This is a genomic window from Streptomyces sp. NPDC001450 (assembly GCF_053597295.1).
This window is the reverse complement of record NZ_JBSFHY010000009.1, coordinates 114898-132348: the sequence shown is the minus strand read 5'-3', so window position 1 is coordinate 132348 and position 17451 is coordinate 114898. Positions and strand designations below refer to the sequence as shown.

The window sequence follows — 17451 nt, the reverse complement described above, 5'->3', positions numbered from 1 at the left end:
GGCTGCGATCGGGCAGCGGGGTGAGGGCCAGCAGGCAGTCCGGCGCAGGTAGTGCCGCCAGGGGGCGAGGTCCTCCAGCGCCGGGGCGCTCGACACCTCGGCGTGCGTCGCGCGCAGCCGTCGTATCGCGCACCAGCCGGGGGCGTCGCGGCCGAGGTCGTCAGGCAGGCGCACCGGCGCGGTGTGACAGCGCACTGCGGCACCGTGGGTGTCCCGGAAGGCCTCCACGACGGGCTCGGCGGGCGGGGGCGCGGCGGACGGCAGCACCGCCCGGCCCAGGGACGGGAACAGGACGCCCGTGCCGAGGACCGGGACACGGACGCGGAACGGGATACCTGCCGCGAGAGCGGCCGCGGCGGCCGGCGCGTGTATCCGCACGGCGTCCCGCCACACCCCCGGCGCGGGACCTGACGCGGAATCGGCTCGCAGCCCTCGGAGTGCGCGGGCCGGACAGCTCCCCACCGGGGGGGGAGCGGTACGGCCTCCGCCGCCGCCCGGTCCGCCGCCTCGGCCTCGGCCAGGAGGTCCCAGGCCGTCTGCGCGGACGCCCGTGCCTCGTCGGGCGGGACGTCCCGGTCGACGGTTTCGACCAGGGCCCGCAAGAGGGCCGGCCGCCGGCTCCGCTGTGCCGTTCTCAGGGCCGCGACGGCATCGCGGTCACCCATCGGAACGGCTTCTCCTCACCATCAGCCGGGCAGGAGCATGTGGGCGAGGAGTCGACCAGAGCCAGCAGGCGGCCGGCCTCCTCGCTCAGCCCGCGGACGCCAAGGAGCCGGCGGCACGCAGGATGCGCGAGGCGTTGGCGGAGAGGGCGGGCCTCAGGAACCTGTCACCCGGGCGTCGTCCTCCCGTTCCGCGCTCTCCCGCCGCGGATGCGGCCGTGCCGCGAGGACCGCCACGTCGTCCTCCGCGTGGCGTGCGTCCAGGTTGGTCAGGATGGTTTCCAGGACCTCGTCCACGCCATGGCCGGTGAAGCGCAGTGCGGACAGGCGGGCCATGGAGCTGTCTATGTCCTCGTCTCGGCGTTCCACGAGCCCGTCGGTGAAGAGCACCAGTGTCTGGTCGGGGGCCAGTTGGTGGGTGGCCGACTCGTAGCCGCCGAAACCGGTGCCGAGCGGCGGCCCGACCGGAACGGGCAGCGGTGCGGTCCGGCCGTCCCCGCCTATGAGCACGGGCGGCAGATGACCGGCGCTGGCGAGCGTGGCCTGCCCCCGGCCGGGGTCGATGCGCGCCAGCAGACAGGTGGCCGGCCTCCGCTCGGCCTCGCCGGCGGCGATGTCGTCCATCTGCCGCAGCACGCGGTGCGGGGGCAGGTCGGAGGAGGCGATGTAGCGCAGCGAGGAGCGGTAGGCGCTCATGTCGACGGCGGCCTCCAGGCCGTGGCCCATCACATCGCCGACGACCAGCAGGGTGCGGCCGAAATGGAGCCGTACGGTCTCGCACCAGTCGCCGCCGACCAGCACCCGGCTGCTGCCGGCCGGGAGGTAGCGGATCGCGACGTCCAGGTTCGGGTGCGGCCGGCCGGGCTCCGCCAGCAGTGCGCGTTGCAGGTCGCCGGCCGTCCGGCTGACCAGGTCGTGGGCGCGAGCGTGCCGGATGTGGGAGGCGGCGCGTTCGGCGAGGAGGGCGAGCCGCTCGGCCTCCGACCGGGCGAACCGCGCTCCGTGCCGCCCCGCGACGAGAACGCCGTACTGGTCGTCGCCGCTGGTCAGAGGCAGACAGAGCGCGGGGCGGCCGCGGCTGCCGGGCGGCTGCTCGGTCCAGGGCTCCGGTTGTCTGTCGGCCGCCGGGGTGCCCGCCTCCCGGGCCACGGCCGTGGCCCAGCGGACATCGGGCAGCACGTCCGGATCGCCGGCGATCGCCTCGTACCCAAAGACGGTCTTCCCGGTCCGGCGCATGACCGCGGCCGCGCCGCCCGCCAGCCGTACGACGGCCTGGGTCAGCTCGGAGCAGGTGGTTTCCTCGTCGAGCGTCGTACCGATCGCGCCCGCGGCGGCCCGCAGCGCCGTCAGCCGGACCTCCTCGCCCTCCGGCTCGCCGGCCCCGTCCGCGCGGTGGCCGGCAGCGGGCACGGACCTGCGACGGGCCTGGATCCAGCGCACGACACCCATCACCCTCACAGAATCTCAAACCGGAGCGGGCCGGGCACCGGTCACAGGTGTCCCGGCCGCCCCTGGAGCCCCTGAGACCTCAGGACTCATCCGGCGCCAGCCGGAGCGAGATGCTGTTGATGCAGTACCGCTGATCGGTGGGGGTCGGGTAACCCTCACCCTCGAACACATGGCCGAGATGGGAGCCGCAGCGGGCGCAGCGCACCTCGGTGCGGACCATGCCGTGGGAGCGGTCCTCGATCAGCTCCACCGCGTCGGTGTCCTTCGGGTCGTAGAAGGACGGCCAGCCGCAGTGCGACTCGAACTTGGTCGTGGAGGTGAACAGTTCGGCACCGCAGGCACGACAGGAGTAGACGCCCTTGGTCCTGGTGTCCGTGTACTCACCGGTGAAGGCCGGTTCGGTGCCGGCCTGGCGCAGCACGGCGTACTCGGCCGGCGTCAGCTCTGCGCGCCACTGCTCGTCCGGCTTCTCGACGTCGTACGACATGAGCCTCAGCCCCTTTACTGCTGCGACAGGCGGTCCAGGATCTGCGGGCCCAGGTCGGTCACGTCGCCCGCGCCCATGGTGAGAACGAGATCACCGGGCTTCGCCATTCCCGCGATCACCGCGGGGATCTCCGCCTTGTCGTGCACGGCGGTGACGTCGGCGCCCGCCGCGCGCGCGGCCTCGATGATCAGCTCGCTGGTCACCCCGGGGATCGGGTCCTCGCGGGCCGGGTAGATGTCGAGCACGACCGAGGCGTCGGCGAGCGCCAGCGACTCGCCCATCTCCTTGCCCAGCTCCTGGGTGCGGGAGAAGAGGTGCGGCTGGAAGACGACCAGGATCCGGGAGTCACCGGCGGCGCCGCGCATGGCCTCCAGGTCGGCGGTCATCTCGGTGGGGTGGTGGGCGTAGGAGTCGATCACCTGCACACCGGCCGCCTCGCCCTTGAGCTGCAGGCGCCGCTTGACCCCGGTGTAGGCGGCCAGCGCGGGCGCCAGCTCCCCGGCGGGAATGCCGAGGGCGGCACCGGCGGCCAGCGCGGCGACCGCGTTGAGCGCGTAGTGGCGGCCGGGCACGGAGACCCCGAAGGTCAGCTCCTGCCCGTCCAGCACCACGGTGACCTGGCTCTTCAGCCCTTGCGGTACGACGGACAGGACCCGCACATCGGCGTCCTCGGCCTCTCCGTACGTCACGGTCCGCACCGACCCGTCCAGCCGCCGCGTCAGCTCCCGCGCACCCTCGTGGTCGGCGGAGATCACCAGCGTCCCGCCGGGCACGATCTTCCCGGCGAAGGTCTCGAAGGACTCGTAGATCTCGTCCATCGAGGCGTAGTTGGCGTGGTGGTCCAGCTCGACGTTGAGGACGATGGCGACCTCGGGCGCGTACGTGTGGAAGCTGCGGTCCGACTCGTCGGCCTCGGCGACGAAGATGTCACCCTCGCCGTGCAGTGCGTTCGAGCCGGGCCCGTCCAGGTCGCCGCCGATGGCGTACGACGGCTCGCGGCCCAGCTCGCTCAGCGAGACCGCCAGCATCGACGTGGTCGTGGTCTTGCCGTGCGTACCGGCCACGGCGATCGGCCGCAGCCCGTCCATCAGCGCGGCCAGCGCGTCGGACCGGTGCACCACCGGAATCCCCAGCTCGGCGGCGCGGGCCAGCTCCGGGTTGTCCTTGCGGATCGCCGACGACACGACGACACAGCTCGCGTCGTCGGCGAGGTGCTCGGCGGCGTGCCCGATGTGCACGGTCACACCCAGCGCCCGCAGCGCCTCGGCGGTCGCCGACTCCTTGGCGTCGCTCCCGGCCACCATGGCCCCACGCTGCGCGAGGATCTTGGCGATACCCGACATCCCAGCACCGCCGATGCCGATGAAGTGCGGTCGGTCCATGGCGGCAGGAAGTCCGGGTGCCATGCAAGTCTCCATAAGATCCGGTACGAGGCTGAGCGCCCCTAGCCTATGCGCTGAAACCCGGGCCACTTCGCAACGGGGACAGCCGGTCCGACCGCGGGGCCCCGACGGCGCCTAGGCCTTGCTGTGCGAGAACAACTTCAACACCGGCACCCCCACCTTGTGCCGAGCCCGAGAAGCCCAGTCCCGATGGAAGAACTCCTCCACATAGTGAGGATCGGTCAGCACGATCACTTCATCGGCATCAACCTCGGCGACCAAGGACTTCAGCGCGTCCAGCGGATGATCCTCCACCAACCGCCCCTCGGCCTCGCTGCCGGCAGCCCGCAGGGCCTGGAGAGACACATCGAGCGCCTGCTGCCCGACACTGCGCGCCTCCTCCCCCTCCGGCGTGGCCCCCTCACGCCGCGCCTCGTCGAGTTCGCCCAGCGCGATGTCGTCGATGGCCCGCAGCAGCCGGTCCGCCTGGTCGCCGCGCGGCTGAAGGAGCACATGGAAGGAGACCGACTCGTCTCCGTGCAAGGTGGTGACGAACTCCACGTCGGCGGACGTCAGGGCCTTCTCGATCATCAGAACGCTTGTGAACACGCGGCGCCTCTTCCCTCCGTGGGCCCGGCAAGGCCCTGCGGAAACCATCCTGCCCCGTGGTCGCACGGGTTGTGCCGGACCTAGTCTGCCCGCCCAAAGCTAAACGGAACGGTAGATTCCGCCGATTTCAGGACCGACGGTAACGACTGAACAGGAATCCGTCCTCTTCCAGTAGGGACGCCAGTTCGAAGCGGCGTGGAACGGTGACGGACGGCCCCCCGGCGATGCGCTGCGCGTCCCCCGCGCTGAGCATCGGCGACACGGTCAGGCACAGCTCGTCGAGTACGTCCGCGGCCACCAGCTGGCCGAGCAGCCGGGGCCCGCCCTCGGTGAGCTGCCGGGTGTGGCCGAGGTCGGCGAGGGCGCGTACCGCGCGGGCCGGGTCGACGGCCATGCCCTCCCCGGCGACGACCACCCGGGCGCCGGCCTTCTCGGCGGCCGCGACCCGGTCCGGGGCCGCGGTGGCACCGGTGAGGATCATGGTGGGCACCAGGGGCGAGGTGAAGAGGGGGAGAGAGAAGTCCAGGTCCAGCCCGGCCGTGACGATCGCGATCGCCGGGGCCGCGCCCTGTCCCGCGGCCTGCCGGGCCGCCGCGAACTCCGCCCGCGCGCGTGCCGGACGGTACCCCTCCTGCCGTACCGTTTCCGCACCCACCACGATCACGTCAGCGAGCGCCCGGAGCGTGCCGAAGATACGCATGTCGGCCGCGCTGGAGATGGGCTGGGAGTGCCCCTCGTGCTGGGCGGCACCGTCGAGGGTCGAGACCATGTTGGCCCGCAGCCACGACTGCCGGGCCCCGGAACCCGTCTCCGGATACGCGTAGGCGGCGGCCAGCTCGGCGAGGCTCCACTCACGGTTCACGAGCGCGTCGGCCCCGGCAGGTCCACCGGGTCCGCCCGGCGCGGCAGCCCCTGCCGCCCCACTCACCTCCGCCCTCTCGGTGCCCCCACCGAAGGCCTGGGCTGCTGTTTCGTAGGTCACAGGGAACAGGCGTCGCATGTCGTGCAGTGTGACACGGCGCTTAGCATGGGTAACCGTGTCGTCCTCCACCGCCGCCCCCGGTTCCAGCCCTCTGACCGATGCGGGCCCCCTCTCCCTGTGCGCCCGTGAGCCGCACGTCCCCGCGGACCGTCTGGTCGCCGAGATGGTGCCGCCCCCGCGTTTCGACTCGGTGCGCTTCGCCACGTACATCCCGGACCCGAACCAGCCCAGCCAGACCGAGGCCGTGGGGGTGCTGGACGGCTTCGCGGCCGGGCTCGGCGGCGCCCACGCCTCCGGCGCCGGCCGGCGCGGTCTCTTCGGGTTCGGCAGGGCCAAGGCGCCCAAGGCCCCGGCGGGCCCCCGCGGCGTCTACCTGGACGGCGGCTACGGCGTCGGCAAGACCCACCTGCTCGCCTCCCTGTGGCACGCCACCCCGGCCGAGCCCGCGCTCAAGGCGTTCGGCACCTTCGTGGAGCTGACCAACCTGGTCGGCGCGCTCGGCTTCCAGAAGACCGTGCAGACGCTTCAAGGCCACCGCCTGCTGTGCATCGACGAGTTCGAGCTGGACGACCCCGGCGACACCGTGCTCGTCTCCACGCTGCTCGGCAAGCTGGTCGAGGCGGGCGTGGCGCTCGCCGCCACCTCCAACACGCTGCCCGGCAAGCTCGGCGAGGGCCGGTTCGCCGCCGCCGACTTCCTGCGCGAGATCCAGGGCCTGTCGGCCCACTTCCGCACCTTGCGCATCGACGGCGAGGACTACCGCCACCGCGGCCTGTCCAAGGCTCCGGCGCCGCACTCGGACGAGCAGGTGACCAAGGCGGCCTACGCCACCGCGGGCGCCTCGCTGGACGACTTCCCGCATCTGCTGGAGCACCTGGCCAAGGTGCACCCGAGCCGGTACGGCGCCCTGACCGACGGACTGAAGGCGGTGTGCCTGACCGACGTGCGGCCGGTGCCGGACCAGTCGACGGCGCTGCGGCTTGTGGTGCTGGCGGACCGGCTGTACGACCGCGAGGTCCCGGTGCTCGCCTCGGGCCTGCCGTTCGACCAGCTGTTCAGCGAGGAGATGCTGAACGGCGGCTACCGCAAGAAGTACTTCCGCGCGATATCCCGGCTCACCGCGCTGGCCCGGGACGCGAAGGGCCTTGTCAACTCGTAGTCAAGAGCCAGATCACGCCATCCGACCGGCATTTTTCACGCTCTCTTGCGCTCATAACGTCCAGTTAACCCTGCAAAGGACTTTGCGGGGTTAACGTGTTTCTTGACCAGCCATTGACCAATGCTTGGTGCGTGATAGAGGTGTGAACTCCTGGGAGGAGGGTGCATGTTCCGAGGTACGACGGCCCGGACCCTGCTTGCCCTGCTCGCCACCGCCCTGCTCGCCCTGCAGTTCTTCGCACCCACGGGAACCTTCGCATCCGCGCATACGCTCAGTCATGCGAAGGCCAAGGCAGCACCCGAAACCGTGCGTCCCCCGAAGCCCGTGCGGGGCGGGACGGGCGCACTCCGCGACGGCGGCTGCACCCAGAACCCCGGCGGGGGCCGGCACCTGCGCGACCGGCAGCGCGGCCCCGCCTCCGGGTGGGCGCAGGAACGCCCGCTCATAGCCCGGCAGACGGCAACCCCGCAATCGCCGGCCGCGTCCGGTGCCCCGCACCACCGCACCACGAGATCCTCCAGAGCCCACTCCTCGGCAGCTCTTCAGGTCTTCCGCTGCTGATCGACGGCTCATCCCCCACGAACGTCGTGCAAGCCCGACGCGCCGCTGCGGCGCGCCAGGAGGAGTCCACAACATGCAGCCCCTCATCGACAACGCCCGTACCTTCGGACAGCGCCCTGAGGAGTTCGCCAAACTCGCAGAAGGCCAGTCCCCGCAGGTCCTGTTCATCACCTGCTCCGATTCCCGGGTCGTCCCGGCCCTGATCACGGGCGCCCGCCCCGGCGAGCTCTTCGAGCTGCGCACCGCGGGCAACATCGTCCCGCCGTACACCTCCCAGCACCCGACCGGCGAGGCCGCCACCATCGAGTACGCCGTTGAGGTGCTCGGCGTCCGCGACATCGTCGTCTGCGGCCACTCGCACTGCGGTGCCGTCGGCGCGCTGGTGCGCGGCGACGACCTGACCGCCGTACCCGCCGTGCGCGACTGGCTCGCGCACGCCACCCCGCGCCCGGCCGGCGCGGCCGAGGACCCGGAGGTCGCCGAGGGCGTCCAGAGCCATGTCCTGACCCAGCTGCTGCGGCTGCGCTCGTACCCGTGCATCGAGCGGAAGCTGGCGCAGGGTCAGCTGGACCTGCACGCCTGGTACTACGAGGTGCACACCGGCGCCGTACGCGCGCACCGCCCGCAGTCCGACACCTTCGAAGCCCTGTGAGCGCGCCAATGAACAGTCCTCTCATATCCCGTTTCCCTCACCTGAGGCAGGACTTCGCCGCCTCCCTCGTCGTGTTCCTGGTCGCGCTCCCGCTGTGCGTGGGCGTGGCCGTCGCCTCCGGTGTGCCGGCCGAACTCGGCCTGGTCACCGGCATCGTGGGCGGCCTCGTCACCGGGCTGATGCGCGGCAGCAGCCTCCAGGTGTCCGGGCCGGCCGCCGGACTGACCGTGCTCGTCTTCGAGGCGGTCCAGGAGTTCGGGCTGCCGATGCTCGGCGCCATCGTGCTCACCACCGGCGTGCTCCAGCTGCTCATGGGCGCGCTGAGGCTGGGCCGGTACTTCCGGGCCATCTCGGTCTCGGTCGTCGAGGGCATGCTGGCCGGTATCGGTCTGGTCCTGATCGCCGGTCAGCTGTACCCGGCCATGGCGGCCAAGGCTCCCGACTCGGGCCTGGGCAAGACGGCCGGGCTGCCGAGGGCGTTCCTGGACGCCCTCGGCGACGGGGCGGCGCTCGCGTCGCTCGCCCTGTGCGCGGGCACCGTCATGGTGCTGGCGCTGTGGAAGTACGCACCGGCGAAGGTGCGTACGGTGCCCGGTCCGCTCGCCGCGGTCGGCCTCGCCACGCTGGCCGCGCTGGTGCTCAGCCTGCCGGTGGCCACCGTCGAGGTGCAGGGGCTGCTGGGCGCCGTCCAGCCGCCGCCGCTCGACGCCTTCGCCGGGTTCGCCGGTGTCGGGGTGCTCGGCACCGTCGTCGCGTTCACGCTGATCGCGTCCGCCGAGTCGCTGTTCAGCGCGGCGGCCGTGGACCGGCTGCACGACGGACCGCGCACCGAGTACGACAGGGAGCTGATCGCCCAGGGCGCGGGCAACGCGGTGTGCGGGCTGCTCGGCGCGCTGCCGATGACCGCGGTGATCGTGCGCAGCGCGGCCAATGTGCAGGCGGGCGCCCGGACGAAGGCGTCCCGCGTGCTGCACGGCGTCTGGCTGCTGCTGTTCGCGGCCCTGCTGCCGGGCGTGCTCGCCTACATCCCGATCCCGGCTCTCGCGGGCATCCTGATCTACTCCGGCGCCAAGCTGGTGCCGGTGCGGGCGCTTGCCGTGCTGTGGCGCGAGCACCGGGGCGAGGCGCTGATCCTGGGCGTCACCGCCGTGTCGATCGTGGCGGTCAGCATGTTCGAGGGCGTGCTCATCGGCCTGGCGCTGGCGATCGTCAAGACGGCCTGGGAGGCCTCGCACCTCCGGCTTGAGGTCGTGGACAAGGGCGCGGGTCCCATCGAGGCGTACCTGTCGGGCAACGCGACCTTCCTGCGGCTGCCGAAGATGCTCGACAGCCTGGAGTCGCTGCCCCGGGACCGCCCGGTCCGGCTCGACCTGTCCGGCCTGCACCACCTGGACCACGCATGCCGCACGGCCCTGGAGAACTGGGCGGCACGACACAGCGCGACGGGCACCGAGCCGGTGGAGGTGACCGCACCCGAGGAGCCTGCCAGAGCCGCGGTCGCCTGATCCGGCCGCTGTCCCCGGGCCGGGCTGCCGACGCCCCTCGGCAGCCCGGCCCGGCCTCTCGGCGCAGCCCATGGCTTCCGCCCCAACCCGGAACTATCGTTACAGCAACGGACACAAAGCAAGGCCTCTCCCTGAGGAGGTCACCATGCTCCAGGAGCTGCTGGGGGCGCTTGCGGCGCTGGGTTCCGTCGGGGTCGTGTACTTCGCGATGGCGGCACGGGTCGTCAAGCAGTACGAGCGGGGGGTGCTCTTCCGGCTCGGGCGGGTCGCGGGTGAGGTACGCAATCCGGGCCTGAACCTGGTGATCCCGTTCGTGGACCGGCTGCACAAGGTGAACATGCAGATCGTGACCATGCCGATCCCGGCCCAGGAGGGCATCACCCGCGACAACGTCACGGTGCGCGTGGACGCGGTCGTCTACTTCCGGGTGGTCGACTCGGTGAGCGCGCTGGTGAAGGTCGAGGACTACAAGTTCGCGGTCTCCCAGATGGCGCAGACCTCGCTGCGCTCGATCATCGGCAAGAGCGACCTGGACGACCTGCTGTCCAACCGTGAGAAGCTCAACCAGGGCCTGGAGCTGATGATCGACAGCCCGGCCGTCGGCTGGGGCATCCAGGTCGACCGGGTGGAGATCAAGGACGTGTCCCTGCCGGACGCGATGAAGCGGTCCATGGCCCGCCAGGCCGAGGCCGACCGGGAGCGCCGGGCGCGGATCATCAACGCCGACGCCGAACTGCAGGCCTCCAAGAAGCTCGCCGAGGCCGCCCAGCAGATGGCCGACACACCGACCGCCCTCCAGCTGCGGCTGCTGCAGACGGTGATGGCGGTGGCGGCCGAGAAGAACTCCACGCTGGTCCTGCCCATCCCGGTGGAGCTGCTGCACTTCCTGGAGAGGGGCCAGCAACAGCCCGCGCCGCACGAGGACGGAGGACCTTCCTCCGGCTAGCGTGCCGGACATGCGCAAAGGTTGGGTGATCGCCATGGCCGCGATGGCCGTCGTACCGGGATGCGCGGACGGGGGCGGCTCGTCCTCGGCCCCTTCCCCCACCGGCACCCTGAGGCTCACGGTCACGAGCCCCGCGTACGCCGACGCCGGCACGATCCCGGGCCGCTACACCTGCGACGGCGAGGACGTCTCACCTCCGCTCGCCGTCACCGGCGTACCCCCGCAGGCCGCCTCCCTGGCCTTCCTGCTCCAGGACCCCGACGCCCCGCGCGGCACCTTCACGCACTGGCTGGTGTGGGACATCGACCCGCACACCGCGCACCTCACGGCCGGCGAGCGTCCACAGGGAGCGGTCGAGGGCCGCAACGGCTTCGGGAAGACGGGCTACGGCGGCCCCTGCCCGCCCCGTGGCGACGGCCCGCACCGCTACGTCCTCACGGTGTACGCCGCCGACCACCGCCCGGACCCCGCCCCCGACGCCACCCCCTCCGACCTCGTCCGGGCCATGTCCGGCCACACCCTGGCGACGGGCACCCTGACCGGCCGGTACGGGCGCTAGCAGCCCGCCGCCACCTGCGTGGGTGAGGGGTACTGCCACGCATGGGCGCATAGGACCGCAGAGTCGGTCAATTAGTAATACTTTCATACTGTGATTTCAGTAGCACGCAGTGTCACCGCCGTCTGCGCCCTGGGCGCAGCCCTCGCCGCCTGCGGTACCGCGGGCACCCACGACGGCGCGCGCCCGGACCATGCCAGGCCCGCCGCCTCCCCGTCCGCCACGCGTCCGCCCGTGCTCGCTCCGGGCCCGGGCGGCCTGACCCCGGTGTTCGAGCACGGTCCGCGCACCCTGGGCAAGACCGTCGCGCTGACCTTCGACGCCGACATGACCGCCGACGAGGGGCCCCGCGCCGCCTCCGGCGAGCACTTCGACAACCCGGACCTGATCGGCGCCCTGCGCACGCTGAAGGTGCCGGCGACCATCTTCATGACCGGCCGGTGGGCCGAGCAGTACCCGGCCCAGGCCCGATCCCTGGGCCACGACCCGCAGTTCGAGGTCGCCAACCACTCCTACAGCCACTACGCGTTCACCGACGACTGCTACGGCCTGCCGACCATCGGCGCGGACCGGATGAAGTCGGACGTCGAGCGGGCGTACGCCGCCATCCGCAAGGCGGGCGTGCCCCATCCGCTGCCGTACTTCCGCTTCCCCGGCGGCTGTTACGACCGCCAGGTGCTGCGCGCGCTCAGCGGGATCGGGGTCACCGCGGTGCAGTGGGACGTGGTGAGCGGTGACGCGTTCGCCACGGACGCCGACGCGGTCGCCCGGCAGGTCCTGGACGGTGTGAAGCCCGGCTCGGTGGTGATCATGCACTGCACCCGCAGCGCCGCTCCGACGACCGAGCGAGTCGTGCGCACGGTCGTGCCGGAACTGCGCAAGCAGGGCTACCGGTTCGTGAAGGTCTCCGAGCTGATCGGCGAGACGAACGGCCACCGGTGACCGTCCTACGCTGAGGGCATGAGCGACGACGACTACTGCACCGTCACCGACGCGACCCGGCCCCCGAAGGCCGACGGCCCGCCATATGCGGAGTGCGTGCTGTGCCGGGAGCCCACGGAGTACCCGGAGTCGTACAAGGGCATCACGCTGTGCCCCGTCTGCATGGGGGTCCCCCCGCTCGAGCGAAGCCGAGAGTGGGGGAGGCAGGAGGCGCAGCGCACCGCCTGTTCAGGGTGAGCGGCGGGCGGTGAGCGCGCAGGCCGCCGCGAAAGCCGCGGCGGTGACGAGGGCGGCCCCGGCCAGGGGCAGCAGCGGCACCGGGACCCGGCCGGACTGCGAACCGGTCACCAGACCGCTGACCGCGGCCTGGGCCGGGGAGCCCGCGAGCACCACCGACAGCAGCGCGGCCAGCAGCATCGCGGGCACCGCACGACCGGTGGAGTGCAGCACCGGCCGGTTGGTGAGCGCGCCGACGGCACTGCCCAGCAGGGCGCAGGCCAGGGCGGCCAGGAGTCCGGCCGCGCCCGCCCTGAGCGGCGGGACGTGGATCCGGTGGCCGTTGCTCGCCGGGTCGCTGATCAGCGTCATCACCAGAGTCGCCACCGTCCCCAGCGCCGCCGAGACGAGCAGCGCCGTCAGCAGGCAGGCCAGGTGGGCGCGGGCGGGACCGCGCGCCGCGGCGACGCAGGCACGGGCGGCGTCCGGCTCGCCCGTGACACAGATCCGTACCAGCCAGGCGGCAACCGGCAGCAGGCCGGCGGCCGCGTAGCCGAGCGAGTCGAGCACCGGCTGACCGCTTTGTACGCCGACCCCGAGGAAGGCGACGTAGAGGATCACCGGCGGCAGCCAGCGCTGCGAGCGCAGCAGCAGATCGGCCTGATAGCGCAGGAGGGCGGTCATGGGCGGCTTCCGGGGTCGAGTGGGATGGTGCCGTCCGGCTCGACGCTCACCACGTGCCAGGGCGGGCGGGCCGTCAGCAGGGAGCGCAGGAGAACGTCCGAATGGGAGGCGGGGACGCTGAGGCGGTGGAGGCCGGGCGCCGTCTCCTCCGCCGACGCGGCTGTCCGCACCGCGTCGGGCGGCGGCTGTGCCCCCGGCGGCCCCTGCACGGTGACGCGGGTGAGCGGCCCGGCCGTCGGTGAACTCCCGCCGTCCGCACCGAGTGTGATGCCGCCGTCCACGACGGTGTACGTCGCGTCGGGCGCCCCGGCCAGGCGGCGCGGGTCGTGATCCACGAAGACCACGGCACCCCCGGCCGCGGTACGCTCGGCCACCGCCCGCTCCAGTTCGGCCCGCGCGGCCGCGTCCAGTCCGGTCCACGCCTCGTCCAGTACCAGCAGCTCCGGGTCGGCGAGCAGGGCCTGCGCGACGGCGACCTTCTGGCTGCTGCCCTTGGAGAGGCGTGACATGGGGGTACCGGCGTAGGCCGCGGCGCCGAACCGCTCCAACCAGCTGTGTGCGGCGTGCGCGGCGGTCGTCCGGGAGAGACCGCTGATGGTGCCGAGGTGGGTCAGGTAGCCGGAAGCGGTGAAGGGCAGGGCCGAGGGGAAGCGCTCCGGGACGTACGCCGTGCGCGGGCGCCCGGTGACGCGGCCTTCGGTCGGGGCGTCAAGGCGGGCGATGACTCGCAGGAGGGTGGATTTTCCGGTGCCGTTCGCTCCTTCGATGCGGGTCAGGGTTCCGGGGGCGAGCGTGAGGTGGATGCCTCTTAACACCCAGGGGCCGCGGATGCCGTAGCGGCGGCCTACGGCTGCCAGGCGTAGGTCATGTTGCATAGGGGGATTTTGTCCGGTCTCGCTGTAGGGGGTGATCTTGAGTCCTCATCTGCGAGACGTCCGGGCTGGTCGCGCAGTTCCCCGCGCCCCTTAGGGTTGGCTCTTGTGAGCCAAGTTCCAGCCGCCCCCACCGACAACCCCTTCCAGGCCGAGCGCAATCCTCGCGACGAGGCGCCGCAGTATGTGCTGCCCCTCGTCGTCCGCATCGAGCGGAGCGCTCCCCCGGCCCGTACCGATGCGCTGGAGACGGCCGCTCGGGCCGTGCTCCTGCTGCTGAGTGACGAGCGGGCCGTCGGGGACGGGGAGTGGGCTCAGGCCGTGCGGGACTGGGAGGACGCGCGGATCCGGAAGGTCGTGCGGCGGGCCCGGGGATCCGAGTGGCGGCGGGCCGAGGCGCTGCCCGGGATCACGGTGAACGGCAAGTCCGCGGAGGTGCGGGTCTTCCCGCCGGTTCCGCTGGACGGCTGGCCGAAGGATCTGGCGAAGCTGCAGGTGTCGGGAACCGAACTGGACGATCCCGAGCCGCCCCTCGCGGCCGACCGCGACCGGCCGGTGCTGTGGCTGAACCCGGAGCTGGAGATGTCGGCCGGGAAGGCGATGGCCCAGGCGGGGCACGGCGCCCAGCTGGCCTGGTGGGCGCTGTCCGACGAGGAGCGGACCGCGTGGCGGGAGGCCGGGTTCCCGTTGGCCGTCCGCACCGCCGATCCGGCCGAGTGGGGCCGGCTGACCGGCGGCGGACTGCCGTTGGTGCGGGACGCCGGCTTCACGGAGATCGCGCCGGGCTCCTGCACGGTGGTCGCCGACCACCCCGCGCTGCGGTAGGGGTGCCGGTGACTCGGCTCGACGGGCGCGTCGAACGGGGCAACCGGACCCGGCAGTTGGTGCTTCGCCGAACCGTCGACATCGCCTCGGTCGAGGGGCTGGAGGCACTGACCGTCGGCCGGCTGGCCACCGAGCTGGAGCTGAGCAAGAGCGGGGTGTTCGCGCTCTTCGGCTCCAAGCAGGAGCTGCAACTGGCCACCGTGCGGGAGGCGGCCCGGATCTTCACCGAGCGGGTGATCCGGCCCGCCGGCGAGGTGCCGGCCGGTGTCGGACGGGTGTGGCGGCTGTGCGAGCTGTGGCTGGAGTACTCGCGGGAGCGGGTGTTCCCGGGCGGCTGCTTCTTCTACGGCGTCATGGCCGAGTTCGACGCGCGGACGGGCCCGGTGCACGACGCGGTGGTCCGTGCCCAGCGCGACTGGTCGGCCCATGTGGAGCGCACGATCGAGGAGGCCCGTGCGGCGGGTGAGCTGCGCGCCGACACGGACGTCGACCAACTGGGCTTCGAGTTGCTGGCGTTGATGGAGACGGCGAACGCGCTCTCGGTGCTGCACGACGAGGAGACCGCCTATCGCAGAGCCCGGGTGGGTATCGCGCAGCGGTTGCGGGGCGCGGTGGTGGAAGAGGCACCGGTTCCCGAAGTTCCTTGAGGGGATGAGTCATTGATGTGTGAACGATGAGTCATCGAGGACCGTGTCCGGGCGCCGTAAAAAACTAGCACGATCGTTCGCACAGTTTTATGCTCGGCGCATGACCGTCACCGAGAGCGACATCGTGGAACTCGACCGCATCGCCGTGCGCGAGGCCGTGCGGGTGGTGGGACTGGCGGAGGAGTCGGACTGGGAGCGGGGCACCCCGTGCGCGGGGTGGACCCTGGGGCGGCTCGTGGCGCACATGACCGCACAGCACCTGGGCTTCGCGGCGGCGGCGCGGGGTGCGGGGCACGAGAGGGCGTACTGGCGGGAGCCGGAGGACATGCGGGAGCCCGCCGGGGTGCACCGGGGGGCCGCCACCGCCGTACTCGCGGCCTTCGCCGAACCGGGAGCGGCCGAGCGGGAGTTCGCGCTGCCGGAGCTGGGCGGGAGCTTCCCGGGCGGCCGGGCCATCGGTTTCCACTTCATCGACTACGTGGTGCACGCCTGGGATGTCGCCGCCGCCCTCGGCGTGCGCCTGGAGCTGCCGGAGCACGTGCTCGACGCCGCGCTCGCCGTGGCCCGGCGAGTGCCGGTCGACCCTGCCCGGCGCGGGCCGGGATTCGCCTTCGCCCCGGCGCTGGACGCGCCGGAGGGATCGGGGCCCCTGGAGGAGGCGTTGCGCCTGCTGGGCCGGGTCCCGCAGGAGTGGCCGGTACGAGGGTGAGGAACGGCGAACCTCAAATGTTGCTCTGAAGGCACGGGCGCGGGGGTTGGGGGCCGCGTGCCGGGGCCATACCCCCGTCACTCGGAGACGGAGGGGGTGGAGGCGTGCAGCGACTGGGGACGGGAATCGGCTGGCGGCCGGAGATCGCGGACGCCGTGGAGCGCATGCCGGGCATCGACTGGGTGGAGGTCGTGGCGGAGAACGTCTGCCCCGGCCACCTCCCGGACTCGCTGCTCAGGCTGCGTGAGCGCGGGGTGACCGTGATTCCGCACGGCGTCTCCCTCGGCCTCGGCGGCGCCGACCGGCCCGACGAGGGCCGGCTGACGGCGCTCGCCGAGCGGGTGGAGGCGCTGGGCGCGCCGCTGGTCACCGAGCACATCGCGTTCGTACGGGCGGGCGGCGCGCTCACCGCCTCCCCGCACCTGGAGGCGGGCCATCTGCTGCCCGTGCCGCGCACCCGGGACGCGCTCGACGTGCTCTGCGAGAACGTGCGGATCGCACAGGACGCGCTGCCGGTGCCGCTCGCCCTGGAGAACATCGCCGCGCTGTTCTCCTGGCCGGGCGAGGAGATGACCGAGGGGCAGTTCCTGGCCGAGCTGGTCGAGCGGACCGGGGTACGGCTGCTCATCGACGTGGCCAACCTGCACACCAACCACGTCAACCGGGGCGAGGACCCGGCCGAGGCACTCGCCCGGCTGCCCCTGGAGGCCCTCGCCTACGTGCATGTCGCGGGCGGTGTCGAGCGCGACGGCGTCTGGCACGACAGCCACGCGCACCCCGTGCCGCGTCCGGTGCTCGACATCCTGACCGTCCTCGCGTCCCGGGTCGCGCCGCCCGGGGTGCTGCTGGAACGGGACGAGAACTTCCCCGAACCGGCCGAGCTGGAGCGGGAGCTGGGGGCGATCCGGGGGGCCGTGGCGGCGGGGCGGGCGGCCGCGGTGGTCGTCGGTTCGGCGCGGCCGGGCGGGGGCGTCGCCGCCCTGGCCCCGCCGGAGGCCCGGCAGCGGCTCGGTGTCGCCCAGGCCGCGGTGCTGTCCTCGCTGGTGGCCGGGACGCCGGTGCCGGAGGGGTTCGACCGGGTGCGGATGGGAGTGCAGGCGCGGGCGCTCGCGGCGAAGCGGGCGGGTGTCGTGGCCAAGGTGGCGCCCGAACTGCCCGCTCTGCTCGGGGAGGGGTACCGGGGAGCGTTCCTCGAATACGCGCGGGTGCGGCCGATGAGCGGGGGGTATCGGCGGGATGCGCTGGACTTCGCGGGGCATCTCCTGAAAGTCGGACGCCCGCAGGACGCGAGGGTACGACGTCAGCTGCGGGAGTGGTGGCTGGACCGTTCCGGTCCGGCGCCGAGGTCCCCGGGGTTGGCGGCACGGGCGAAGGTGCTGCTCCAAAGACGCTGAGCGGCACTGCTGCCGGCCGGGGTCGGGACCGCCTACCGGCGCGGGCAGGGCACCGCTGCGCCCACCCGTGCCGCCCCAGCGGCACGACTGCCACAGCTGGGCGGGGATTGCTGGGGCGCGGCCTTCTGCGGCTAAGTGGCCGTGGCTGGGCCACGACCGGCTGCCGCTGCGCGGCCGCCATGCGGCCGCCGGGACCGCAACTCCCCAGGGGC

19 protein-coding genes are annotated in these 17451 nt (G+C 72.7%); 12 read left to right on the top strand and 7 right to left on the bottom strand.

Annotated elements, in window-relative coordinates; all coding sequences use genetic code 11:
- Positions 1–818: 818 nt before the first annotated feature.
- From ACWC5O_RS12485 to ACWC5O_RS12465, 5 genes are all read right to left on the bottom strand, one after another.
- Positions 819–2102: a PP2C family protein-serine/threonine phosphatase gene (locus ACWC5O_RS12485; RefSeq protein ID WP_450780967.1), complete on the bottom strand. Its 1284-nt coding sequence runs from the start codon at positions 2100–2102 to the stop codon at positions 819–821.
- Between the two features lie 88 nt (positions 2103–2190).
- Positions 2191–2598, bottom strand: a complete 408-nt coding sequence (msrB, locus tag ACWC5O_RS12480) for a peptide-methionine (R)-S-oxide reductase MsrB (RefSeq protein WP_450586633.1) — start codon at positions 2596–2598, stop codon at positions 2191–2193.
- Positions 2599–2612: 14 nt separating this feature from the next.
- Positions 2613–4004, bottom strand: coding sequence for a UDP-N-acetylmuramate--L-alanine ligase (gene murC / locus ACWC5O_RS12475; RefSeq protein WP_450586632.1), 1392 nt, complete (start codon positions 4002–4004; stop codon positions 2613–2615).
- A gap of 111 nt (positions 4005–4115) precedes the next feature.
- Complete coding sequence (locus tag ACWC5O_RS12470; protein ID WP_450586630.1) at positions 4116–4589, bottom strand: indole-3-glycerol phosphate synthase; 474 nt, start codon at positions 4587–4589, stop codon at positions 4116–4118.
- Between the two features lie 127 nt (positions 4590–4716).
- On the bottom strand, positions 4717–5589 hold the full coding sequence (locus ACWC5O_RS12465) for a pyrimidine reductase family protein (protein ID WP_450586628.1): 873 nt from the start codon (positions 5587–5589) through the stop codon (positions 4717–4719).
- Between the two features lie 37 nt (positions 5590–5626).
- Here ACWC5O_RS12465 and zapE point away from each other — a divergent pair, with 37 nt between their 5' ends.
- From zapE to ACWC5O_RS12425, 8 genes are all read left to right on the top strand, one after another.
- Positions 5627–6730 carry a cell division protein ZapE gene (zapE, locus tag ACWC5O_RS12460; protein ID WP_450586627.1) on the top strand — a complete coding sequence of 368 codons (1104 nt, stop codon included), beginning with the start codon at positions 5627–5629 and terminating at the stop codon, positions 6728–6730.
- 165 nt (positions 6731–6895) lie between these two features.
- Positions 6896–7291, top strand: coding sequence for a hypothetical protein (locus ACWC5O_RS12455; RefSeq protein WP_450586625.1), 396 nt, complete (start codon positions 6896–6898; stop codon positions 7289–7291).
- A gap of 73 nt (positions 7292–7364) precedes the next feature.
- On the top strand, positions 7365–7943 hold the full coding sequence (locus ACWC5O_RS12450) for a carbonic anhydrase (protein ID WP_450586623.1): 579 nt from the start codon (positions 7365–7367) through the stop codon (positions 7941–7943).
- Positions 7944–7951: 8 nt separating this feature from the next.
- The gene (locus ACWC5O_RS12445) at positions 7952–9448 is read left to right on the top strand and encodes a SulP family inorganic anion transporter (RefSeq protein WP_450586621.1); all 1497 of its coding nucleotides are present in this window, start codon (positions 7952–7954) and stop codon (positions 9446–9448) included.
- Positions 9449–9593: 145 nt separating this feature from the next.
- Positions 9594–10394, top strand: coding sequence for a slipin family protein (locus tag ACWC5O_RS12440; protein ID WP_450586619.1), 801 nt, complete (start codon positions 9594–9596; stop codon positions 10392–10394).
- Positions 10395–10404: 10 nt separating this feature from the next.
- Entirely contained in the window at positions 10405–10953 is a 549-nt protein-coding gene (locus ACWC5O_RS12435; RefSeq protein WP_450586617.1) for a YbhB/YbcL family Raf kinase inhibitor-like protein, read from the top strand.
- Between the two features lie 90 nt (positions 10954–11043).
- Positions 11044–11892, top strand: coding sequence for a polysaccharide deacetylase family protein (locus tag ACWC5O_RS12430; RefSeq protein ID WP_450586615.1), 849 nt, complete (start codon positions 11044–11046; stop codon positions 11890–11892).
- 18 nt (positions 11893–11910) lie between these two features.
- Positions 11911–12129, top strand: a complete 219-nt coding sequence (locus ACWC5O_RS12425; RefSeq protein WP_450586613.1) for a hypothetical protein — start codon at positions 11911–11913, stop codon at positions 12127–12129.
- Here the strand turns inward: ACWC5O_RS12425 and ACWC5O_RS12420 are convergent.
- Together ACWC5O_RS12420 and ACWC5O_RS12415 are read right to left on the bottom strand one after the other, a co-directional pair.
- On the bottom strand, positions 12121–12792 hold the full coding sequence (locus ACWC5O_RS12420) for an ABC transporter (protein WP_450586611.1): 672 nt from the start codon (positions 12790–12792) through the stop codon (positions 12121–12123). The genes ACWC5O_RS12425 and ACWC5O_RS12420 overlap by 9 nt on opposite strands.
- On the bottom strand, positions 12789–13667 hold the full coding sequence (locus ACWC5O_RS12415; RefSeq protein WP_450586609.1) for an ABC transporter ATP-binding protein: 879 nt from the start codon (positions 13665–13667) through the stop codon (positions 12789–12791). Before ACWC5O_RS12415 ends, ACWC5O_RS12420 begins: the two co-directional genes overlap by 4 nt.
- Before the next feature lie 105 nt (positions 13668–13772).
- Between ACWC5O_RS12415 and ACWC5O_RS12410 the strand changes: the two genes are divergently transcribed.
- From ACWC5O_RS12410 to ACWC5O_RS12395, 4 genes are all read left to right on the top strand, one after another.
- Positions 13773–14489: a peptidyl-tRNA hydrolase gene (locus ACWC5O_RS12410; RefSeq protein WP_450586607.1), complete on the top strand. Its 717-nt coding sequence runs from the start codon at positions 13773–13775 to the stop codon at positions 14487–14489.
- Between the two features lie 2 nt (positions 14490–14491).
- Positions 14492–15136, top strand: a complete 645-nt coding sequence (locus tag ACWC5O_RS12405) for a TetR/AcrR family transcriptional regulator (RefSeq protein ID WP_450586605.1) — start codon at positions 14492–14494, stop codon at positions 15134–15136.
- Positions 15137–15236: 100 nt separating this feature from the next.
- A complete protein-coding gene (locus ACWC5O_RS12400; RefSeq protein ID WP_450586603.1) occupies positions 15237–15845 on the top strand; it encodes a TIGR03086 family metal-binding protein in 609 nt (202 codons plus the stop codon).
- Between the two features lie 104 nt (positions 15846–15949).
- The gene (locus ACWC5O_RS12395; RefSeq protein WP_450586601.1) at positions 15950–17239 is read left to right on the top strand and encodes a DUF692 domain-containing protein; all 1290 of its coding nucleotides are present in this window, start codon (positions 15950–15952) and stop codon (positions 17237–17239) included.
- Positions 17240–17451 lie beyond the last annotated feature (212 nt).